General features: G+C 41.9%; 22 protein-coding genes and 4 pseudogenes. 22 read left to right on the top strand and 4 right to left on the bottom strand.

The window, feature by feature from the left end; all coding sequences use genetic code 11:
* Nucleotides 1-37: 37 nt before the first annotated feature.
* The 10 genes and pseudogenes from ACERC8_RS03295 to ACERC8_RS03250 form a co-directional block, all read left to right on the top strand.
* A pseudogene (locus tag ACERC8_RS03295) lies at nt 38-835 on the top strand (transposase); the annotation flags it as partial.
* Nucleotides 813-980 (top strand): annotated as a pseudogene (locus tag ACERC8_RS03290) (IS3 family transposase); the annotation flags it as partial. The pseudogenes ACERC8_RS03295 and ACERC8_RS03290, both read left to right, overlap by 23 nt.
* A 46-nt stretch (nt 981-1,026) precedes the next feature.
* A pseudogene (locus tag ACERC8_RS03285) lies at nt 1,027-1,395 on the top strand (helical hairpin domain-containing protein); the annotation flags it as partial.
* Nucleotides 1,396-1,443: 48 nt separating this feature from the next.
* Entirely contained in the window at nt 1,444-2,199 is a 756-nt protein-coding gene (locus ACERC8_RS03280; protein ID WP_373658476.1) for a DeoR/GlpR family DNA-binding transcription regulator, read from the top strand.
* Between the two features lie 183 nt (nt 2,200-2,382).
* Entirely contained in the window at nt 2,383-2,811 is a 429-nt protein-coding gene (gene lacA / locus ACERC8_RS03275) for a galactose-6-phosphate isomerase subunit LacA (RefSeq protein ID WP_373658475.1), read from the top strand.
* 23 nt (nt 2,812-2,834) lie between these two features.
* Nucleotides 2,835-3,350, top strand: coding sequence for a galactose-6-phosphate isomerase subunit LacB (gene lacB / locus ACERC8_RS03270; protein WP_373658474.1), 516 nt, complete (start codon nt 2,835-2,837; stop codon nt 3,348-3,350).
* A 61-nt stretch (nt 3,351-3,411) separates the two neighbouring features.
* Nucleotides 3,412-3,729, top strand: coding sequence for a PTS lactose/cellobiose transporter subunit IIA (locus ACERC8_RS03265; protein ID WP_373658473.1), 318 nt, complete (start codon nt 3,412-3,414; stop codon nt 3,727-3,729).
* On the top strand, nt 3,729-5,429 hold the full coding sequence (locus tag ACERC8_RS03260; RefSeq protein ID WP_373658471.1) for a lactose-specific PTS transporter subunit EIIC: 1,701 nt from the start codon (nt 3,729-3,731) through the stop codon (nt 5,427-5,429). The genes ACERC8_RS03265 and ACERC8_RS03260 overlap by 1 nt, the downstream gene beginning before the upstream one ends.
* Nucleotides 5,430-5,505: 76 nt before the next feature.
* Entirely contained in the window at nt 5,506-6,912 is a 1,407-nt protein-coding gene (gene lacG / locus ACERC8_RS03255; RefSeq protein ID WP_373658470.1) for a 6-phospho-beta-galactosidase, read from the top strand.
* A gap of 63 nt (nt 6,913-6,975) precedes the next feature.
* Nucleotides 6,976-7,860 carry an aldose 1-epimerase family protein gene (locus ACERC8_RS03250; RefSeq protein WP_373658480.1) on the top strand — a complete coding sequence of 295 codons (885 nt, stop codon included), beginning with the start codon at nt 6,976-6,978 and terminating at the stop codon, nt 7,858-7,860.
* A 243-nt stretch (nt 7,861-8,103) separates the two neighbouring features.
* Here the strand turns inward: ACERC8_RS03250 and ACERC8_RS03245 are convergent, their stop codons facing one another.
* Complete coding sequence (locus tag ACERC8_RS03245; RefSeq protein WP_373658469.1) at nt 8,104-8,568, bottom strand: MerR family transcriptional regulator; 465 nt, start codon at nt 8,566-8,568, stop codon at nt 8,104-8,106.
* A gap of 75 nt (nt 8,569-8,643) precedes the next feature.
* Here ACERC8_RS03245 and ACERC8_RS03240 point away from each other — a divergent pair, with 75 nt between their 5' ends.
* Together ACERC8_RS03240 and ACERC8_RS03235 are read left to right on the top strand one after the other, a co-directional pair.
* Nucleotides 8,644-9,126, top strand: coding sequence for a carboxylesterase family protein (locus ACERC8_RS03240; protein WP_373658468.1), 483 nt, complete (start codon nt 8,644-8,646; stop codon nt 9,124-9,126).
* Nucleotides 9,075-9,998, top strand: coding sequence for a carboxylesterase family protein (locus ACERC8_RS03235; protein WP_373658467.1), 924 nt, complete (start codon nt 9,075-9,077; stop codon nt 9,996-9,998). The genes ACERC8_RS03240 and ACERC8_RS03235 overlap by 52 nt, the downstream gene beginning before the upstream one ends.
* On the opposite strand, the gene ACERC8_RS03230 is transcribed toward ACERC8_RS03235, so the two are convergent.
* The 3 genes and pseudogenes from ACERC8_RS03230 to ACERC8_RS03220 all read right to left on the bottom strand — a co-directional run bounded on the left by ACERC8_RS03230 (nt 9,956) and on the right by ACERC8_RS03220 (nt 10,860).
* Complete coding sequence (locus tag ACERC8_RS03230; RefSeq protein WP_373658466.1) at nt 9,956-10,249, bottom strand: DUF5960 family protein; 294 nt, start codon at nt 10,247-10,249, stop codon at nt 9,956-9,958. The genes ACERC8_RS03235 and ACERC8_RS03230 overlap by 43 nt on opposite strands.
* Nucleotides 10,236-10,539, bottom strand: a pseudogene (locus ACERC8_RS03225) (hypothetical protein). The gene ACERC8_RS03230 and the pseudogene ACERC8_RS03225 overlap by 14 nt, the downstream one beginning before the upstream one ends.
* A 102-nt stretch (nt 10,540-10,641) precedes the next feature.
* Nucleotides 10,642-10,860 carry a hypothetical protein gene (locus tag ACERC8_RS03220; RefSeq protein WP_373658464.1) on the bottom strand — a complete coding sequence of 73 codons (219 nt, stop codon included), beginning with the start codon at nt 10,858-10,860 and terminating at the stop codon, nt 10,642-10,644.
* A gap of 29 nt (nt 10,861-10,889) precedes the next feature.
* Here ACERC8_RS03220 and ACERC8_RS03215 point away from each other — a divergent pair, with 29 nt between their 5' ends.
* The 10 genes from ACERC8_RS03215 (at nt 10,890) to ACERC8_RS03170 (ending at nt 19,612) form a co-directional block, all read left to right on the top strand.
* The gene (locus tag ACERC8_RS03215; RefSeq protein ID WP_373658463.1) at nt 10,890-11,042 is read left to right on the top strand and encodes a hypothetical protein; all 153 of its coding nucleotides are present in this window, start codon (nt 10,890-10,892) and stop codon (nt 11,040-11,042) included.
* Nucleotides 11,026-11,364, top strand: a complete 339-nt coding sequence (locus ACERC8_RS03210) for a hypothetical protein (RefSeq protein ID WP_373658462.1) — start codon at nt 11,026-11,028, stop codon at nt 11,362-11,364. Before ACERC8_RS03215 ends, ACERC8_RS03210 begins: the two co-directional genes overlap by 17 nt.
* Nucleotides 11,365-11,467: 103 nt before the next feature.
* Nucleotides 11,468-13,933, top strand: a complete 2,466-nt coding sequence (gyrA, locus tag ACERC8_RS03205; RefSeq protein WP_373658461.1) for a DNA gyrase subunit A — start codon at nt 11,468-11,470, stop codon at nt 13,931-13,933.
* Complete coding sequence (locus tag ACERC8_RS03200; RefSeq protein WP_373658460.1) at nt 13,917-14,666, top strand: class A sortase; 750 nt, start codon at nt 13,917-13,919, stop codon at nt 14,664-14,666. The genes gyrA and ACERC8_RS03200 overlap by 17 nt, the downstream gene beginning before the upstream one ends.
* Nucleotides 14,667-14,713: 47 nt before the next feature.
* Nucleotides 14,714-15,133, top strand: coding sequence for a VOC family protein (locus tag ACERC8_RS03195; protein ID WP_373658459.1), 420 nt, complete (start codon nt 14,714-14,716; stop codon nt 15,131-15,133).
* A gap of 420 nt (nt 15,134-15,553) precedes the next feature.
* Nucleotides 15,554-16,153, top strand: a complete 600-nt coding sequence (locus ACERC8_RS03190) for a class I SAM-dependent methyltransferase (protein ID WP_373658478.1) — start codon at nt 15,554-15,556, stop codon at nt 16,151-16,153.
* Complete coding sequence (locus tag ACERC8_RS03185; protein ID WP_373658458.1) at nt 16,140-17,417, top strand: pyrimidine-nucleoside phosphorylase; 1,278 nt, start codon at nt 16,140-16,142, stop codon at nt 17,415-17,417. Before ACERC8_RS03190 ends, ACERC8_RS03185 begins: the two co-directional genes overlap by 14 nt.
* A 13-nt stretch (nt 17,418-17,430) precedes the next feature.
* A complete protein-coding gene (gene deoC / locus ACERC8_RS03180; protein ID WP_373658457.1) occupies nt 17,431-18,093 on the top strand; it encodes a deoxyribose-phosphate aldolase in 663 nt (220 codons plus the stop codon).
* Nucleotides 18,080-18,469, top strand: coding sequence for a cytidine deaminase (locus ACERC8_RS03175; protein ID WP_373658456.1), 390 nt, complete (start codon nt 18,080-18,082; stop codon nt 18,467-18,469). The genes deoC and ACERC8_RS03175 overlap by 14 nt, the downstream gene beginning before the upstream one ends.
* Nucleotides 18,470-18,550: 81 nt before the next feature.
* Nucleotides 18,551-19,612 carry a BMP family protein gene (locus ACERC8_RS03170; RefSeq protein WP_373658455.1) on the top strand — a complete coding sequence of 354 codons (1,062 nt, stop codon included), beginning with the start codon at nt 18,551-18,553 and terminating at the stop codon, nt 19,610-19,612.
* The last annotated feature ends 72 nt before the right edge of the window (nt 19,613-19,684 follow it).

Raw genomic sequence — 19,684 nt, 5'->3', positions numbered from 1 at the left:
CATGGTGGATTTACCCACTACAGTCTTATAGAGCCGAAAAATGGCGGTCGCGGAGACATCACTGGTCAAGAAAAACCACCTCTTACTGTTATCCTGAATCAGAAAATTGTCCAGAAGCTGATTGAGAAAGTCGCTATGACAGCCATCGCTGAAAGTTTAGCCGTATCGACCTCAACCGTCTTCCGAAAGCTAAAGGAAGGCCAGTTCAAGACTGATCTGACCTGGCTCCCTGAGAACATGTCCTGGGACTCAAACAGTCTGGGGAGAGACTGTTTGAGGTGCGAGCCTTGAAACGAGAAAGCGAGCAACAGTTTCAAGAAAGGAAAAATGAGCTTCATTGCTCAGGATTTTGACTCGCTTAAAATTGTGGCAATCCTAGAAGGTCGAACCCAAGCTACCATTCGCAACCACTTTCTACGCTATTCTAGGGCGGTCAGAAGCCGAGTCAAGGTCATCACTATGGACATGTTTAGCCCTTGCTACGACATCGCTAAGAAACTATTTCCGAATGCCAAAATCGTCCTTGATCGCTTCTACCTCTCGCTTTCAAATTTCTTAGCTCGAGGCTAAAATAGTCCACTGGACTATTTTACTCCAACACATGAGCAGAGCCATGAATCGCCTGCGTGTCCAAATCATAAACCAGTTTGACCGAAAATCCCACGAGTATAGGGCGCTCAAGCGCTACTGGAAACTGATTCAGCAGGATAGTCGAAAGCTCAGCGATAAACGCCTCTATCGCCCAACTTTTCGTACGCACTTGACTAATCAGGAGATCGTCGCTAAGTTGCTCAGCTATTCTCCAGAATTGAAAGAGCACCTACCGCTCTTTCAAACTGGAGTTTATCAACCAGGAGACCTTCCAGTCACTAGAAGAACTAACCCTTAAAACCAAGGACTATGTCCACTGGTGGCACCATCATCGCATTCACGGTAGTCTCGACTACCAAACACCTATGGTTACGCGAGTTATCGCTTAACAAAAACACTTTATAAAAATTGTACAGAAAAGGGGTGCCTTTTCAAATCAAGGACGGGATGCTCCAAGACCTTGCTCAACTGGAGTTGATGATTACGGATTATCAGGATAAACTTGCTTACCTTAACAAGGTTGCGGAAGTGCTACTCAATCTTGATAACGCAGATCCAGAAAACCGCAGACTAGCCCGGTATGATTATGCCAAGATGAATCTGACTGCAGCTATTGCACTTGAACAGGTAAATCATGAGGTAAAACAATGTCAAGAAGAACTGGGTAAATTAATAGATGATTATGAATATGAAGTGAGACGTGTAGAGAAATTTGTTAATCAAATTGCTGGGAAAGAGAATTTATTTCCAAATCAACAAAAAATGATGGATTTAATATTTTTTGACAATAACACAAACAAATAATGTTGGAAAAGTGATATAATGAAAGTAACAAATTTGAGGAAGTTGAAAATGAAAAAATATAGAAGACACGAAGAAATAGCGCAACTTGTGCAAGAAAAGGGAATGGTTAGGATAGCTGAGTTAGTTGAACGATTCAACATTACAGATATGACGGCTCGACGTGATTTGTCTGAGTTAGAAGAGCAGGGAGTATTGACAAAAATACATGGCGGTGCTCGTAGCAATAATGCTTTTGCCGTGAAAGAGAGTTCTCATCAGGAAAAACACGATAAAAACATTGCAGAAAAGTCTGAAATAGCAAAGAAAGCAGCGGCTTTGATTGAGGATGGCGACACCATCTTTCTGGGTCCGGGCACAACTGTCGAATTGCTAGCAACGGAGATTCAGAATACTGCCTTGTCTGTTGTGACCAATTGCTACCCTGTTTTCAAGCACCTTTATGAGAAAAAGACGGAAACCTTTAAAGTTTATCTCTTAGGTGGCGAAATGCGACAAGTAACGGAATCGTTTGTGGGTGAAATTACAAATACTCTCTTAGAAAAGATGAAATTCAGTAAAATGTTTTTTAGTGGCAATGGTGTAAAAGAAGGAGAGGTCATGACTTCTTCCTTTGCAGAAGCTTTTACACAACAAATGGCTTTAAGAAATTCTTTGGAAAAATATTTACTAATTGATACAACCAAGATAGGAAAAGAAGATTTTACAACGTTTTGTCATTTGGGAGAATTAACGGCTGTCATTACAGATTGCATGAGACCAGAACAACTGCAAAAAATTCAAGATTTTACAGAAGTGATTTCTTAGTATAACAAAAAAACCAACAAAAACCACATAAATTGTTTGTTTTTTTTATTTAAAAAATCAAAAAAATAAAAAAATAACATTTTTTGAACAAAAAGTGTTGACAAAATGTTGCCTTAGGTATATAATCATAGTTGTAAAAAGGTTGGAAACGCTTTTTTATATATTAACTATAAGGAGTACATTATGGCAATTGTCATTGGTGCAGATCAAGCTGGACTAAAACTAAAAGATATTATCGTTGACTATCTTAAAGAAAATCAATTAGAGGTTATTGATGTTAGTCAAGGCGAGGTAAGAGATTTTGTCGATACGACTCTTGCTGTTGCCAAAGAGGTTCAAAAGGACGATGAAAACTTGGGTATTGCGATTGATGCTTATGGAGCAGGTAGTTTCATGGTCGCTACCAAGGTAAAAGGTATGGTAGCAGCAGAGGTATCAGATGAGCGGTCTGCCTATATGACGAGAGGTCACAACAATTCTCGGATGATTACAATTGGGTCGGAGATTGTTGGTACAACTCTTGCTAAAAATATTGTTAAAGGATTTGTCTTTGGTTCCTATGATGGTGGTAGACACCAAATTCGTGTAGATATGCTGAATAAAATGGGTTAAAATAGAAGAAGGGGATACTAATTATGAGAATTGCTGTTGGTTGTGACCACATTGTGACAGACGAGAAAATGGCTGTTGTTGATTACCTAAAAAACCAAGGTCATGATGTCATTGACTGCGGGACTTATGACCATGTGAGAACACACTATCCGATTTATGGAAAAAAGGTTGGTGAGGCTGTTGTCAGTGGTCAAGCAGACTTGGGCGTTTGTATCTGCGGAACTGGTGTCGGCATCAACAATGCCGTGAACAAGGTTCCGGGTGTCCGTTCAGCACTTGTCCGAGACATGTCTTCTGCAGTATATGCCAAGGAGGAATTAAATGCCAATGTTATTGGTTTTGGAGGCAAAGTAACAGGGGAGCTTTTGATGTGTGATATTATTGATGCATTCATTGCTGCTGAATACAAAAAAACGCCGGAAAATAAACTGTTGATTGAAAAAATCAGTCAAATTGAAACGCAAAATGCTGAACAAGCTAAACCAGAGTTCTTTAATGAATTTTTAGAAAAATGGAATCGTGGAGAGTATCACGATTAGAACATGGTTACCAATCGTTTAGTCTTTTATAAAAAACACTATCTTTAGGAGGAATTCTCTGATGAATAGAGAAGAAATTACCCTGTTAGGGTTTGAAATCGTTGCTTATGCAGGCGATGCACGCTCACGTCTCCTGGAAGCCTTATCGGCTGCACAAGCGGGTGATTATGACAAAGCTGAATCACTTGTTGAGGCAGCTGGGGAGTGTATCACCAATGCCCATAAAGCTCAGACAAGTTTGCTTCAAAAAGAAGCCCTGGGTGATGATCTGGCCTTTAGTGTGACCTTGATGCACGGTCAAGACCACTTGATGACAACCCTGTTGTTGAAAGATATGATGAAACATATGATTGAACTTTACAGAAGGAGTAATCGCTAATGAATGCTTTGATTAATGCGTTAGAAAAACAAAAGCCATTGTTTGAGAAAATTTCACGGAACATTTATCTCCGTGCTATTCGTGATGGCTTTATCGCCAGCATGCCAGTTATTCTTTTCTCTAGTATCTTCCTGTTGATTGCATTTGTGCCAAACATTTTCGGTTTTACTTGGAGTGATGATGTTGTCAGCATGCTGATGAAACCTTATGGCTATACGATGGGTGTTGTTGCCTTGCTGGTTGCTGGAACAACAGCGAAATCATTAACAGATTCGGTTAACCGTGATTTGGAAAGCACCAATCAGATTAACTACATGTCTACCATGTTGGCATCAATTACAGGCTTTTTGTTGCTAGCTTCTGATTCTATCGAGGGTGGTTTTGCTAATGGCTTTTTGGGTACGAAGGGGTTGCTTTCTGCCTTCCTGGCGGCTTTTATCACCGTTAATATTTATAAAGTCTGTGTTAAAAACAATGTCACCATTCGCATGCCTGCCGAAGTTCCACCGAATATTTCACAGGTATTCAAAGATTTGTTCCCATTCTCGTTCTCAATCTTTGCGCTCTATGGTTTAGATTTGCTTGCTCGCAATACCATTGGAACCAGTGTTGCTGAAGCTATCGGTACACTTCTTGCACCGCTCTTTACAGCAGCGGATGGTTACCTTGGTATTACCATTATCTTTGGTGCTTATGCCCTCTTCTGGTTTGTTGGTATCCATGGTCCATCAATTGTTGAGCCAGCGATTGCAGCTATTACTTACGCTAACATTGAAACGAACTTGCAGTTACTCCAAGCAGGTCAACATGCCGATAAAGTGTTGACTTCAGGAACACAAATGTTCATCGTGACCATGGGTGGTACTGGTGCAACCTTGGTAGTCCCATTCATGTTCATGTGGTTGACAAAATCAAAACGCAATCAGGCCATTGGACGTGCCTCAGTTGTTCCGACTTTCTTCGGTGTTAACGAACCAATTTTATTTGGTGCACCGCTTGTTCTTAACCCAATTTTCTTTGTACCGTTTATCTTGACTCCAATTGTTAACGTCTGGATTTTCAAATTCTTCGTTGATACCTTGGGCATGAACAGTTTCTCTGTGAACCTTCCTTGGACAACTCCAGGACCGCTGGGCATTATCATGGGAACGCAATTTGCAGCCCTATCATTTGTACTTGCAGCTTTGCTTATTGTTGTTGACGTTGCCATCTATTACCCATTCTTGAAAGTGTATGATGACCAAATTTTGGCTGAGGAAGCGGCTGGTACCAGCAATGATATCTTGAAAGAAAAAGTTGCGGCGAACTTTAATACAGCTAAAGCGGATGCCATTCTTGAAAAAGCTGGTGTGACAGAAAAAGCATCAGAAACAGAAATCACTGAGCAGACTAATGTTCTCGTCCTTTGTGCAGGTGGTGGCACCAGTGGTCTCCTGGCTAATGCCTTGAATAAAGCGGCTAAAGAATATGGTGCTCCAGTAACTGCTGCTGCTGGAAGCTATGGTGCTCACCGTGAAATTTTGCCACAGTATCAATTGGTTATTCTAGCCCCTCAAGTCGCTTCTAACTATGAAGATATGAAGGTGGAAACAGATAAACTTGGCATTAAATTGGCTAAGACTGAAGGGGCTCAATACATTGGTTTGACCCGTGATGGTCAAGGTTCACTTGAATTTGTTAAGCAACAATTTGAAAATTAAATAAGAAAACATGGAAGGTTGGGGGAACTCAGCCTTCTCTTTGGCTTAGAAGAACTAGTTTTAGAAGAGGAATATGATGACAAAAACATTGCCAAAAGACTTTATTTTCGGTGGCGCAACAGCTGCTTACCAAGCAGAAGGGGCAACAAAAACAGATGGTAAGGGGTCGGTTGCTTGGGATAAATACCTGGAAGAAAATTACTGGTACACTGCAGAGCCAGCTAGTGATTTTTATAACCGTTATCCAGTTGATTTGAAGTTAGCAGAGGAATTTGGTGTTAATGGCATTCGGATTTCAATTGCTTGGTCACGCATTTTTCCAACTGGATTTGGAGAGGTCAATCCCAAAGGTGTTGCATACTATCACAATCTTTTTGAGGAATGCCATAAACGTGGGGTGGAGCCATTTGTCACGTTGCACCATTTTGATACCCCGGAAGCACTACATTCAAATGGTGACTTCTTGAACCGTGACAATATTGACCACTTTGTGAATTATGCAGCCTTTTGCTTTGAAGAATTCACAGAAGTTAATTACTGGACAACCTTCAATGAAATTGGTCCAATTGGTGATGGGCAATACTTGGTTGGAAAATTCCCTCCTGGAATCCAGTACGATTTAGCTAAAGTGTTCCAATCTCACCATAACATGATGGTTTCTCATGCGCGTGCGGTTAAACTCTATAAAGATAAGGGTTATACTGGTGAAATTGGTGTGGTTCATGCTTTGCCGACCAAATACCCATATGATCCTGAAAACCCAGAAGACGTTCGTGCAGCGGAATTAGAGGATATTATCCATAATAAATTTATCCTTGATGCCACCTATTTGGGTCATTATTCTGAAGCAACTATGACTGGTGTTCGCCACATTTTAGCAACAAATGGCGGGGAATTAGATCTCCGTGATGACGATTTTGCAGCCTTAGAAGCAGCCAAAGCTCTTAATGATTTCTTGGGAATTAACTATTATATGAGTGATTGGATGCGGGCTTTCGATGGTGAGACGGAAATCATTCATAATGGCAAGGGAGAAAAAGGCAGTTCTAAATACCAAATTAAGGGGATAGGACGTCGTGAGGCACCTGGCAATATTCCAAAAACTGACTGGGATTGGATTATTTACCCACAAGGGTTGTATGATCAAATCATGCGTGTCAAAACAGATTATCCAAACTATAAAAAAATCTATATTACAGAAAACGGTTTGGGTTATAAAGATGAATTTGTCGATGGTACTGTTTATGATGATGGTCGGATTGACTATGTCAAAAAACACCTAGAAGTGATTTCTGATGCGATTGCTGACGGTGCAAATGTCAAAGGCTACTTTATCTGGTCTCTGATGGATGTTTTCTCATGGTCAAACGGCTACGAAAAACGTTATGGTTTGTTCTATGTTGATTTTGAAACACAAGAAAGATACCCTAAGAAATCGGCTTATTGGTACAAAGAAGTAGCTGAGACATTAACAATTTTATAAGAGATATTTTTGATGGGAGGGTCGCACTTAACGCCTCTCCCTCTTCTGCGTGGAGGATAGATGATGGTTATTCAATTAAAAAATGATGAGCTAACGGTTGAATTTTCAACTTTGGGCGGAGCTCTTTCGTCAATCAAAGATAAAGATGGTATCGAATACCTTTGGCAGGGAGATGCCACTTATTGGAGTGGGCAGGCACCAGTTCTTTTTCCTATTTGCGGCAGCTTGCGAAATGACAAGGCTATTTACGACGATAATGAAGTTGGTTTTATGCCACGTCATGGTCTCGTTCGAAAGTGTGACTTTGAATTGGTAGAACAAAAGGAAAATCAGGTAACATTTGCCATTCAAGCAACTGATGAGATGTTGGCACAATACCCTTATCGGTTTGAATTGAAGATTACTTATACCTTAATTGGAAAAACGATTAGGACAACTTATCAAGTAATCAATCATGAAACAGAGAAGGAATTGCCTTATTTTATAGGTGGTCATCCTGGTTTCAATTGTCCTCTACTTGATGGTGAAGCTTACGAAGATTATTATCTGGAGTTCGAGACTGATGAAACCTGTACCGTTCCACGGAGCTTCCCAGAAACTGGTTTGTTGGATGTAAACGATCGTACACCATTTTTGAATGGGCAAAAGATTTTAGATTTAGATTACGATTTATTTAGTCATGATGCGATTACGCTAGATCAACTGATTTCTCGTAGTGTCAGCCTCAAATCTAGAACAAGTCATAAGGGTCTGAGAGTGGATTTTGCTGACTTTTCAAATCTTATCATTTGGTCAACAACCAATAAAGGTCCATTTATTGCCCTGGAACCCTGGAGTGGTCTCTCGACGTCTCTTGAGGAAAGTGATGACTTCCATCAAAAACGTCAAGTTGAAATGATTGAACCTGGTCAAATGAGTCGTAAAGAGTTTGACATCACGATCTTATAAAGGTAAGAATCGTTTTAATTTTTATTAGCGAGCCTCCATATTGTTCGTGGAGGTTTTTATTATTAAGCATAGCCAGGAGCACTCTGAAAGTCATACAGTAACTTCGATTGTCCAAATAGGACAATTCAAAAAAAGTCTTTGGCACTAGAACAGGTGACCAGGCTAGTGAATCCACATAAAACAATTTATACTTTTGTTTGTTATAGCAATTGTACTAATTAGAAATTTAATTTTTCAGTCATTTTAGATTAATAAGCTAGCGATATCGGGATGTAGTTGTCCACTGTTAACCTGTTCAATCCAACTGTTAACAGGCTTATGAGATGAATTGTGTTCAAACCAATCAAAGGATACGAATTCATCAACAAGTTGTTCGTGTGATTCAAGAGCGTTAAGTCTACGTTTTAAGGATATGAGTTGTTTAAGCTGATTCTCAATGTGAGATTTTTGGTCATTGATTAACTCTAGAATCAGTGTTTTTGTTAGGGTCTTCTCAGTTATTTTTCTCAATATTGTCCTGATTTGTTCAAGAGTTAAGCCCAAGCCTGAAAAGTACAAAATGAGACGGAGTGTTTTGACGCTTTGGTCTGGGTAATTACGGTAGTTATTGGGTAAACGCTCAGGCTCAGGCAGAAGTTCTCTTCGCTCGTAATATCGGATGGTGGAGATAGGTAGTCCTGTTGCTTTTGCTAATTCTTTAATTGTCATAATCTTACCTCTTGACATTAAACTATGGTTCATAGTTTATACTAAGTTGGATAAAAAAACAAGAGGTTATAGACAATGAGAACAAGTGTATTTCAAGAGACAACTTTTGGTCGTGTGCACGGTAGTAGCGACGGGGTAACTGAGCGGTTTTCAGGGATTCGATATGCCCATGCCCAGCACTATGGTATTCCTCAGCCCTTTTCTTATGAAGGTGGCGTGATTGATGCGACCAAGCTGGCACCAATTGCAGCCCAGCCAAACATCTATTTCAAGGAATACTACTTCAAGCAAAATTACAACAGTCAGGAGCAGACTGAGCACCCGCAAATCCTATCCATTTACCGACCGGTCGGAACGACAGAGGCTGACCAGTTGCCTGTCATGATTTGGATTCATGGAGGAGCATTTACGAATGGGAGTGGGGAGAGTAGTGAGTACACTCCAGATTTATTGGTTTCCCAAGAGCGGGTCATCGTGGTTAATATCAGCTACCGTTTTTTGGGGGGTTGGGATATTTGCGAGACCAAGCTGGTCACTTGGCCAATCTTGGCTTGCTAGACCAAATTGAAGCAATTAAGTGGATTAAGGCACAAATTGCTCAATTTGGTGGTAATCCTGCTCAAATGACACTCTTTGGCCAATCGGCTGGAGCAGAATCAGTACGAGCCATCCTGCTTGCAGATGGGACAGAAGGTCTTATTCAGAGAGCGATAATACAGAGTGACCCAATCGGGGCTGCACAAGCTGACCGCTCTGCCATGTCCCAAGAGATGCTGGACAAGTTGCTGGAACTCCCGCTAGATGCTCCCTTGTCTGAACTGTTGACTAAGCAGGTGGAGATTGAGGAGACGACCAAGGTCAGGGGGCTGGCTCGTTTTATGAAGTTTGGCCCGCACTATGGGGTCTATCCTTTGCCTAGTTTGGCTGAGATTCCTGATCGTTTAGAGGCGCGTGCCAAGGAGGTGCCCCTCTTTATCGGCAGTAACACCAGAGAAGTGGCCAGCTTTTTGCCGACCCAGCCTAAGATTTTGGGATTGAGCGACAAACGCCTGGGCCGCAAGGCCATTGAGCTAGTGGTCAAGAAGCTCAGTCGGAAGATTTTTAACCAACCTGCCCTGGACTTTGCCCAAGCCTATGCTGAGGCTGGTGGGAAAACTTACCATTACAGCTTTTTTTGGCAAGATCAGAGCCACCTTGTTGCTGCGGGTCACGATTTAGAATTGCCACTACTTTTTAATTTCTCTGATTTTCCGGATTCGCCCTTTCTTTTGGGAAAAAGCTGGTCTGAAACTCAAGTTGATGGTCAACGACTTCGCAGAGTTTGGGGACAGTTTGCCCGAACAGGTCAGGTTGACCTAGCCAGTATACCGCTTATGTTGGAAATTAATCAAGTTAAATATGTTGTAGTTTTCTTATACGAATATTGGTAGATTAGTGGATTCTCTTCTAAGGTTCTTACCTCAAAAATGAAGAAGTGATTACGGTTATCTCTTGCCTTCTCCTTATTTAGGACAAAGTAATTCTTACGTGAAGTCGCCATTGTTTTGAGGATATCATCGATCAGGAAGGTCAATGGAATATTCATGTTGGAGTAACGGTAGAAGTCACGTTCAAAATCTTGGTAGCTCTCGCTATAATAGTCCATTTGCAGGTGATTACGCTGAAACTCAAGCTGATTCATAAAGCACCTCCTCAACAAGTTCAATACTCAAAATATCTTTCAATTTCAAATTGATGTGAGCTGTTGTAGTTTTTATCAAAATGAAATCCTTATTCAGACTTGGTATTGTTCCAGTGTAGAAAGTTTTTATCAATCAGATGAATGCGCGTGTGTAGCTGCCCAGCGTATACTTGACTGAGGAGTAATAATTTCTTCTCCAGTGACAAATCTGACATGTACGTTATTTTGTTTGTGTCATCAAAGAGTGCTGATGTATGCTCAGATAGGAAAAATCCCATCCATTTTTGCATCTTAGTATCCTGGTGCTCTCTTGCTGACTGAAATGGTAAGTATGAACGGTCAACAGTCTCTTGCGTGATGCGCACGCATTCCATGAAAATTGATTAAATTTTTCATTTCCTATCTGAAAAGACGAGGTCTTCATTGTCAATATTTTTAAATGTATCTAAAACTGTAGGTACATCTTTTGGTAAGATTAATTGTTCCTGCCGTTTACCTCCTTTACCGCGTTTAACGACAACATAAAAATTTCCAGTTTCATCTTGAATGAGATCTTTTCCGGTTAGGTTATGTTTGTGTCTATTTTTTTTGTGTCTTTTTCGATGATCCATTCAAAATTTTTGGGAAGAAGGATGACGTAATGATGTTAAATGCAACTATTGAAATAAGAGACATAGATGAATTAGCAAGATTTTTGGAAGAAATGCTAGAAAAATATGGAAACAAGGTAATGGATCAAATAAATAAAGATAATCTCTCATATTCCAAAGGAAGTTTTGAATCTGGTTCGTAATTTAAGGAATGCTGCAGCCCATAACAATTGCATCTTGTCTGATTTGAATTCTAAAACAACAGTTTCAACTCAAGCTATTATTGACTTTGTAAAAAGTATAGAAGGAATTACAAAATTCAGTAGAAGAAAAAAATTATCTTCTCGGGCTTTATTAGAATCTGTTGCACTTATTTATGTTTATGATATCTTTTTTGAGATGAACTTTCTTGATGTAGAGTTGCTCATTCCAAGCAATGGCATAAACTACGCAGTTATAACCAATCTTATAACCATATTTTTAGCCCTGATGTTCTGTCATCAATCACTTAAAAACCATCAATGACTTTAAAATAATTAACTGAGAAGTTTAATCGCCGATAAATCTGCTAAATTCCTTAATTTGTGGTATAATGGTAATTGATTAACCTCAAAGAAAGAGAATGGTTATGCAAGATAAAAACCTAGTTACGGTCAATTTAACCAGCGAAATGAAAACGAGTTTTATTGACTACGCCATGAGTGTCATCGTGGCTCGGGCTCTTCCGGATGTTCGAGATGGGCTTAAACCTGTTCATCGCCGTATCCTCTATGGCATGAATGAACTTGGTGTGACGCCTGATAAGCCTCACAAAAAATCCGCCCGTATCACGGGTGATGTCATGGGTAAATACCACCCTCATGGGGACAGTTCTATCTATGAGGCCATGGTGCGAATGGCTCAGTGGTGGAGCTACCGCCACATGCTGGTTGACGGTCACGGCAACTTTGGCTCCATGGATGGTGATGGGGCTGCTGCTCAGCGTTACACCGAAGCTCGCATGAGTAAGATTGCCCTTGAAATGCTCCGTGACATCAACAAAAACACCGTTGATTTTACCGACAACTACGATGGCAATGAGAAAGAGCCCTTGGTGCTTCCTGCTCGCTTCCCTAACCTCTTGGTGAATGGAGCGACAGGGATTGCCGTTGGTATGGCAACCAATATCCCCCCTCATAACCTCGGTGAAACCATCGAGGCAGTCAAGTTGGTGATGGACAAGCCAGAGGTGACGACGCGTGAATTGATGGAGGTTTTGCCTGGACCAGACTTCCCTACAGGGGCTCTGGTTATGGGGAAATCAGGCATTCACCGCGCTTACGATACAGGTAAAGGGTCGATTGTTCTGAGGTCACGAACTGAAATCGAAACCACCAAGTCTGGTCGAGAACGCATCGTGGTGACAGAATTCCCTTACATGGTCAACAAAAGTAAGGTCCTTGAGCATATTGTTAAGCTTGCTCAGGAGAAGCGAATAGAAGGCATCACCGCTGTTCGGGATGAGTCCAGTCGTGAAGGGGTACGGATGGTGATTGAAGTTAAGCGTGATGCCTCAGCTAGTGTTATCCTCAACAACCTCTTCAAGCTGACGCAGCTTCAAACTAATTTTAGTTTTAACATGCTGGCCATTGAAAATGGCATTCCAAAAATCCTCTCCCTGAGGGCGATTTTGGATAATTACATCGCTCACCAGAAGGAAGTCATTGTTCGTCGCACCCAATTTGATAAAGACAAGGCAGAAAGTAAGGTGCATATCTTAGCCGGTCTTTTGATTGCCCTTGATCACATTGATGAAGTCATTCGGATTATCCGAAATAGTGAGACAGATGCCCAAGCTCAGGCAGAATTGATGGCTAAGTTTGACCTGTCAGAGCGTCAGAGTCAAGCTATCTTGGATATGCGTCTGCGTCGTTTGACGGGCTTGGAACGTGACAAGATTCAGTCCGAATATGATGAGTTAATTGCCTTGATTGCTGATTTGGCTGATATTCTGGCTAAACCAGAGCGGGTAGTGACCATCATCAAGGATGAGATGGATGAGATTAAGCGCAAGTATGACGATGCCCGCCGCACGGAACTTATGGTCGGTGAAGTATTGTCTATTGAAGATGAAGATTTAATCGAAGAAGAAGATGTCTTGATTACTCTGTCCAACAAGGGTTATATCAAACGCTTGGCGCAAGATGAATTTCGTGCTCAGAAACGAGGTGGTCGTGGGGTGCAAGGAACTGGTGTCAATGATGATGACTTTGTTCGTGAGCTAGTGTCTACCAGCACCCACGACGCCATGCTCTTCTTTACGAATAAAGGAAGGGTATATCGTCTGAAGGGCTATGAAATTCCAGAATACGGTCGGACTGCCAAGGGTCTTCCTGTCGTCAACCTGCTCAAGTTAGATGAGGGGGAAACGATTCAGACCATTATCAATGTCAAAACTGATGACTTCAAGGATAAGCACCTCTTCTTCACGACCCGTCAAGGAGTGATTAAGCGGACTAGCCTATCTGAATTTGGCAACATCCGTCAAAATGGACTAAGAGCACTCAATCTGAGGGACGAAGATGAGTTGATTAACGTCCTGTTGACATCGGGTCAAGACGACATCATTATCGGGACTCAGACGGGTTATTCTGTTCGTTTCAACGAAGAAACCATCCGAAGCATGAGCCGTGTCGCGACCGGGGTTAAAGGTGTAACTTTAAGAGAAGGTGACCGTGTCGTCGGCGCAGCCCAAATCAATGATGATCAGGAAGTCTTGATTATCACCGAAAAAGGCTTTGGTAAACGGACCTCAGCGACCGAATACCCAACCAAGAACCGTGGAGGTAAAGGTATTAAAACTGCTAACATCACCAGCAAAAACGGGGCCTTGGCAGGTTTAGTAACCGTATCAGGAGATGAGGACATCATGATTATCACTGATACAGGGGTTATTATCCGAACACGCGTGGCAGATATTTCTCAAACCGGTCGCTCAACCCAAGGGGTTAAGGTTATGAGACTAGATGAGGAAGCAAAAATTGTCACCTTTGCTTTGGTCAAGCCTGAGGAAATAAATGAAGAAAATGAGGCAGAACATGACGAAAACTCGTAAAACCAAACATTCAAAAAGACTAGGACGTTTCCTCTACAATCTATTCTTGTTTCTTCTAGTTATTGTTGGTTTGGCTTTGATTTTTAACAAGTCTATCCGCAATTTTATCATAGGGCAAAATAGTAATAAATATCAGGTGACACAAGTCACTAAGGAAGAAATTGAGGCCAACAAAGAAGCGGAAGCTAGCTTTGACTTTGCTGCTGTACAGTCGCTCAGTACGGAAGCTGTTCTAGCAGCCCAGATGAATACTCAAAACTTACCTGTTATCGGAGGCATTGCTATTCCTGAGTTGGAAATTAATCTACCGATTTTTAAAGGGGTTGGGAATACCGAGATTGCTTATGGTGCAGGCACCATGAAGCCTGATCAGGTGATGGGAGAGCGTAACTATGCACTCGCTAGCCACCATATCTTCGGTATTGAAGGAGCTTCTAAAATGCTCTTTTCACCGCTGGACAATGCTCAAAACGGTATGAAAATCTACTTGACTGACAAGGAGAAAATCTATACCTATGTCATTTCTGAGGTCAAGGTCGTATCACCTGAACACGTTGAGGTCATTGATGACCGTCCTGGTCAAACGGAGGTGACCTTGGTGACTTGTACAGACTTTGATGCGACGAATCGGATTATCGTCCACGGCACTTTCCAAGAGTCTGTAGAATTTGCAAAAGCACCAACGGAAGTCCTTAAAGCCTTTGAAATGAAATACAACCAGCGTATTTTTTAAGACAATCCCCCTCGCAAATGCGAGGGGTTCTTAGTAAGGAGAAAGAGATGACACTTGACTTATCAGCCATTCATCATGTGGCGATTATCGTCTCAGACTATGATCGGTCCCGTGATTTTTATGTTAACAAGCTGGGTTTTGAAGTGATTCGTGAGAACCATCGTCCAGAACGCCATGATTATAAATTAGATTTACGTTGCGGGACTATTGAGCTAGAGATTTTTGGCAATAAGCTGAGCGATGCTGCCTACGTTGCACCGCCCAAGCGGATAGGCAGACCAGAGTACGACCGAGAGGCCTGCGGTCTTAGACACCTAGCCTTTTATGTTCCAGACGTTAAAACAACAGTAGCAGAATTAACCAAGCTAGGGATTGCTTGTGAACCCATTCGTTATGATGACTACACAGGGAAAGCCATGACCTTCTTTTTTGATCCAGATGGCTTGCCACTAGAGTTGCATGAGTAGAACAACTAAGTTTTATCAATTTAATAATTAGTTCAAATCCATACTTCTAATTTACAACCGGTGATTCTTTTAAATAGCACCTTAGAGCATCAGATAACAAATCTAAGCTCTAGGGTGTTTTTAATGACATGAGGTTAAGCGGTGAACGAAAATTGGAATAGATTGCGTCAATAGAACATTCTAAAATAGAAAAATACTGCAGGATTTTTCTATTTTAGAATGTTTGCAAGGTTAAATATACAACGAATAGTGAACCATTAGAAGATCTCTTATATTTAGTTCTAGTAGCAAATGTGGTGACAACACTCTTATACGTTTATCTGAGGGGATATGGTTTTTATTTACTAGTATCAGATAGGTGTTGAAAACATTTTCAAAAAATGTTATAATTACTTTCTGGGATGAAAGTAGGTGATAACGATAACACAGATGTATTATGCGGAAAATCCAGATGCTGCTCATGACATTCATGATTTAAGCGTGACCTTGCTAGGTGAAACGTTTCAATTTTATACTGATGCAGGGGTTTTCTCGAAAAAAATGATTGACTACGGTAGTCAGGTATTGCTGAGTTGCTTAGATGATGTGACTTCAGGTCAGACCTTGCTTGATGTTGGCTGTGGCTATGGACCTCTTGGCATTGCTCTGGCAAAAACACAAGGTGTGGTGCCTACTATGATTGATGTCAATAGCAGAGCGATTGGGCTTGCCCAGAAAAATGCTGAGAGAAACGGTGTGATTGCGACGATTTACCAGTCAGATCTCTACGCTCAGGTGGAGGGACAGTTTGATGCCATTATCAGCAACCCACCCATTCGAGCAGGAAAACAGGTTGTTCATGCCATTATCGAGCAGGCGCCAACTTATCTGAAAACAGGTGGGCATTTGACTATTGTGATTCAAAAGAAACAAGGCGCACCGAGTGCCAAAACGAAGATGGCAGAGGTTTTTGAGAATTGTGAGATTTTGAAAAAGGATAAGGGCTACTATATTCTAAGGAGTTACTATGAGAACAGTTGACTTAATCCAGAAAAAACGAGACGGCAAGGAGCTGTCAACAGAAGAAATTTATTGGTTAATTGATGGCTATGCCAAAGGTGATGTGCCAGATTATCAGATGTCAGCTTTGGCTATGGCAATCTATTTTAGAGGCATGACCACGAGGGAAACCAGTGACTTGACCATGGCCATGGTAGGCACTGGTCAGCAGATTGACCTCTCAGCCATCCCAGGGATAAAGACTGATAAGCACTCAACAGGTGGTGTCGGAGATAAGGTGACCTTGATCCTAGCTCCCCTCGTTGCTAGTTTTGAAGTACCTGTGGCAAAAATGAGCGGTCGAGGTCTAGGGCATACAGGTGGTACTCTGGACAAGCTGGAATCTATCAAAGGATTTCAGATTGAGCGTAGCGAGGAAGAATTTATCAAGCAGGTTCAGGACATCAATATCGCAGTCATCGGTCAATCTGATCAGTTGGTGCGAGCAGACAAGCTCCTCTATGCCCTGCGCGATGTGACAGCGACTGTGGATATTATTCCTTTAATCGCAAGCTCGGTCATGAGTAAAAAAATTGCTGCGGGCTCAGATGCTATTCTGCTTGATGTGACTGTTGGAGACGGGGCTTTCATGAAGACCATTGAGGATGCCAAACAGCTCTCTCGTACCATGGTTGACCTCGGAAAAGCTGTTAACCGCCAGACGATTGCGGTCATCACAGACATGAGTCAGCCACTTGGACGCGCTATTGGCAACCGCTTAGAGGTATTGGAAGCTCTTGACATCATGCAGGGACAGGGGCGCGAGGACATCACACATTTTATCTGCGAACTGGCTCAGCTCATGCTTGATTTAGCAGGCGTTACCAAGTCTCTTGATGAGATTAGAGAGCATTTGGTCAATGGCAGAGCTTTGGACAAATTCAAGCAGATGATTCTTGCTCAAGGCGGAGACCTTGATGACCTGTTCCGTCCGAGCACAGCAGCCTATGTTACAGAGGTTTATGCTAAAAAAACAGGTTACATTACTGCTCTTCCAGCTTTAGAATTTGGCCTATATGCTATGCGGCTAGGTGCAGGACGCGCTGTAAAAACCGATTCATTGGACTTTGAAACAGGCATAGTGTTCGATAAAAAGGTGGGTGACTCGGTTAAAGAAGGGGAAGTTATCGCCAAAATCTATTCCAATGAAAAAATTGATTCAAAAGGGCTTACAAATTTCCAAAAAAATGTTACAATAGGTGAAGAGAAAATTGTCCCTAAAGAAATCATCACCATTATCAGATAAAGGAGGAGATTAAATGACAATCAATACTTACATCGACCATACCCTGCTTAAAGCAGACAGTCGCAAAGACCAAATCGACCAACTGATTGCAGAGGCTATTCAACATCAGTTTGCTAGCGTCTGTGTCAATCCGACTTGGGTGAGTTATTGTTCGGAAAAGCTGAATGAAACAACTGTAAAAGTGTGTACCGTTGTCGGATTTCCTCTGGGAGCGACAACCAGTGCTGTCAAAGCATTTGAAACAACGAACGCTATCGAGAATGGCGCAGACGAGATTGACATGGTTATCAATATCGGTGCTGCCAAAGACGGCAACTGGCAGTTAGTTGAAGACGATATTCGAGCTGTTGTTGAGGCGAGTGGTGACAAAATCGTTAAAGTCATCATCGAAGCCTGCCTGCTGACAGACGAAGAAAAAGTCGCCGCTTGTGAGGCGAGTGTTCGTGCTGGGGCGGATTTCGTTAAGACGTCAACCGGTTTTTCAACTGGCGGTGCGACCTTGGAAGATGTCGCTTTGATGCGTCAGACTGTTGGTCCAGATGTAGGAGTTAAGGCAGCGGGCGGTGCTCGTAGTTTAGCAGATGCCGAAGCCTTTATCAAAGCTGGGGCAACCCGTATTGGAACGTCGTCTGGCGTAGCCATTGTCCAAGGACAGGAGGTCAATGGTGGCTACTAATCTGATTGAATTAGCCATTGAAGCCAGCCAAAACGCCTACGTTCCTTATTCACATTTTCCCATTGGTGCAGCCGTGAAAACCGCAGATGGACAGGTTTACACAGGGTGCAATATTGAAAATGCCAGTTTTGGTCTGACTAATTGTGGTGAGAGAACAGCTATTTTCAAAGCCGTTTCCGATGGGCATCGCGACCTGATTGAACTAGCCGTTTATGGTCAGACAGATCAACCTGTATCGCCTTGTGGCGCTTGTCGCCAAGTCATGGCAGAATTTTTTCCACAGGATGCAAAAATTACATTGATCGCTAAAGACGGTCAGACGGTCGAGATGACGGTCAGGGAATTACTTCCATACTCTTTCACAGACTTGACCTAGTTTGTGAAAACCGCCTCTTTGAGGCAAAGCCATTTAACTTGCAACATTTTGTTGCCAAAAAAATTAGGAGGGTTCATTCAAATGAACAAGAAATATATCGGTGTTGGTTTGACAGCAGTTGCTGTTCTTGGTTTGGCTGCTTGTGGCAACCGTGGTGCTTCTAAAGAAGCTGCATCAGGTACTGAAGCTAAGACTGATTTGAAGGTTGCTATCGTTACAGATACTGGTGGTATAGATGATAAATCATTTAACCAATCAGCTTGGGAAGGTTTGCAAGCTTGGGGTGCTGAAAATGGTTTGTCTAAAGGAAATGGTTACCACTATTTCAGCTCTAACAATGAATCAGAATATGTGACTAACTTTGATACAGCGGTATCAAACGGCTACAATCTTGTTGCAGGTATCGGCTTCCTATTGACAGAAGCTGTTGAAACAACAGCTAAAAACAATACCGACACAAACTTTATCATTGTTGATAATGTTATTGAAGGTTTGGATAACGTTGCTAGCGTAACCTTTGCTGACCACGAAGCTTCTTATTTAGCAGGTGTTGCTGCTGCAAAAGCAACTAAAACTAAGAAAATCGGTTTTGTCGGTGGTATGGAAGGTGTCGTTATCACTCGCTTTGAAAAAGGTTTCTTAGCAGGTGTTGCCTCAGTTGACCCATCAATCAAAGTTGACGTTCAATATGCTGGTTCATTTAGCGATTCAGCTAAAGGTAAAACCATCGCTGCAGCTCAATACGCTGCAGGTGCTGATGTGATTTTCCAAGCTGCTGGTGGTACTGGTGCAGGTGTCTTCTCTGAAGCGAAAGCAATCAACGAAACAAAAAATGAAGCTGAAAAAGTTTGGGTTATCGGTGTTGACCGTGACCAAGCAGAGGAAGGTAAATACACATCTAAAGATGGTAAAGAATCTAACTTTGTTTTAGCATCAACCATCAAAGAAGTTGGTAAAGCTGTTCAATTGATTGCAACTCAAACACAAGACGGTAAATTCCCAGGTGGTGTTGTTACTGTTTACGGTTTGAAAGATGCTGGTGTAGAATTGGCAACAACTAGCCTAGATGATGACGCGAAAAAAGCTGTAGAAGAAGCAAAAGAAGCGATTATCTCAGGTAAAGTTACTGTTCCTGAAAAATAATATAAGAGAAAGGCGACCTGACTAGAGTCGGTCGCTTTTTCCAAAACTGAAGCCTTATGCTTCAGCAAAACC

The organism is Streptococcus sp. E29BA (assembly GCF_041807805.1).
Classification (GTDB): domain Bacteria; phylum Bacillota; class Bacilli; order Lactobacillales; family Streptococcaceae; genus Streptococcus; species Streptococcus entericus.
This window is presented reverse-complemented; position numbering and strand designations above follow the sequence as displayed.

What these genes read in the sequence shown, in the direction of transcription:
- ACERC8_RS03265 (WP_373658473.1), top strand. Translation starts at nt 3,412, where the DNA reads ATGAATAGAGAAGAAATTACCCTGTTAGGGTTTGAAATCGTTGCTTAT.
- ACERC8_RS03245 (WP_373658469.1), bottom strand. Translation starts at nt 8,568, where the DNA reads ATGACAATTAAAGAATTAGCAAAAGCAACAGGACTACCTATCTCCACC.
- ACERC8_RS03230 (WP_373658466.1), bottom strand. Translation starts at nt 10,249, where the DNA reads ATGAATCAGCTTGAGTTTCAGCGTAATCACCTGCAAATGGACTATTAT.
- ACERC8_RS03200 (WP_373658460.1), top strand. Translation starts at nt 13,917, where the DNA reads ATGACGAAAACTCGTAAAACCAAACATTCAAAAAGACTAGGACGTTTC.
- ACERC8_RS03220 (WP_373658464.1), bottom strand. Translation starts at nt 10,860, where the DNA reads ATGGATCATCGAAAAAGACACAAAAAAAATAGACACAAACATAACCTA.
- ACERC8_RS03260 (WP_373658471.1), top strand. Translation starts at nt 3,729, where the DNA reads ATGAATGCTTTGATTAATGCGTTAGAAAAACAAAAGCCATTGTTTGAG.
- ACERC8_RS03175 (WP_373658456.1), top strand. Translation starts at nt 18,080, where the DNA reads ATGGTGGCTACTAATCTGATTGAATTAGCCATTGAAGCCAGCCAAAAC.
- gyrA (WP_373658461.1), top strand. Translation starts at nt 11,468, where the DNA reads ATGCAAGATAAAAACCTAGTTACGGTCAATTTAACCAGCGAAATGAAA.
- deoC (WP_373658457.1), top strand. Translation starts at nt 17,431, where the DNA reads ATGACAATCAATACTTACATCGACCATACCCTGCTTAAAGCAGACAGT.
- ACERC8_RS03280 (WP_373658476.1), top strand. Translation starts at nt 1,444, where the DNA reads ATGAAAAAATATAGAAGACACGAAGAAATAGCGCAACTTGTGCAAGAA.
- lacG (WP_373658470.1), top strand. Translation starts at nt 5,506, where the DNA reads ATGACAAAAACATTGCCAAAAGACTTTATTTTCGGTGGCGCAACAGCT.
- ACERC8_RS03240 (WP_373658468.1), top strand. Translation starts at nt 8,644, where the DNA reads ATGAGAACAAGTGTATTTCAAGAGACAACTTTTGGTCGTGTGCACGGT.
- lacB (WP_373658474.1), top strand. Translation starts at nt 2,835, where the DNA reads ATGAGAATTGCTGTTGGTTGTGACCACATTGTGACAGACGAGAAAATG.
- ACERC8_RS03185 (WP_373658458.1), top strand. Translation starts at nt 16,140, where the DNA reads ATGAGAACAGTTGACTTAATCCAGAAAAAACGAGACGGCAAGGAGCTG.
- ACERC8_RS03215 (WP_373658463.1), top strand. Translation starts at nt 10,890, where the DNA reads ATGATGTTAAATGCAACTATTGAAATAAGAGACATAGATGAATTAGCA.
- ACERC8_RS03195 (WP_373658459.1), top strand. Translation starts at nt 14,714, where the DNA reads ATGACACTTGACTTATCAGCCATTCATCATGTGGCGATTATCGTCTCA.
- lacA (WP_373658475.1), top strand. Translation starts at nt 2,383, where the DNA reads ATGGCAATTGTCATTGGTGCAGATCAAGCTGGACTAAAACTAAAAGAT.
- ACERC8_RS03170 (WP_373658455.1), top strand. Translation starts at nt 18,551, where the DNA reads ATGAACAAGAAATATATCGGTGTTGGTTTGACAGCAGTTGCTGTTCTT.
- ACERC8_RS03250 (WP_373658480.1), top strand. Translation starts at nt 6,976, where the DNA reads ATGGTTATTCAATTAAAAAATGATGAGCTAACGGTTGAATTTTCAACT.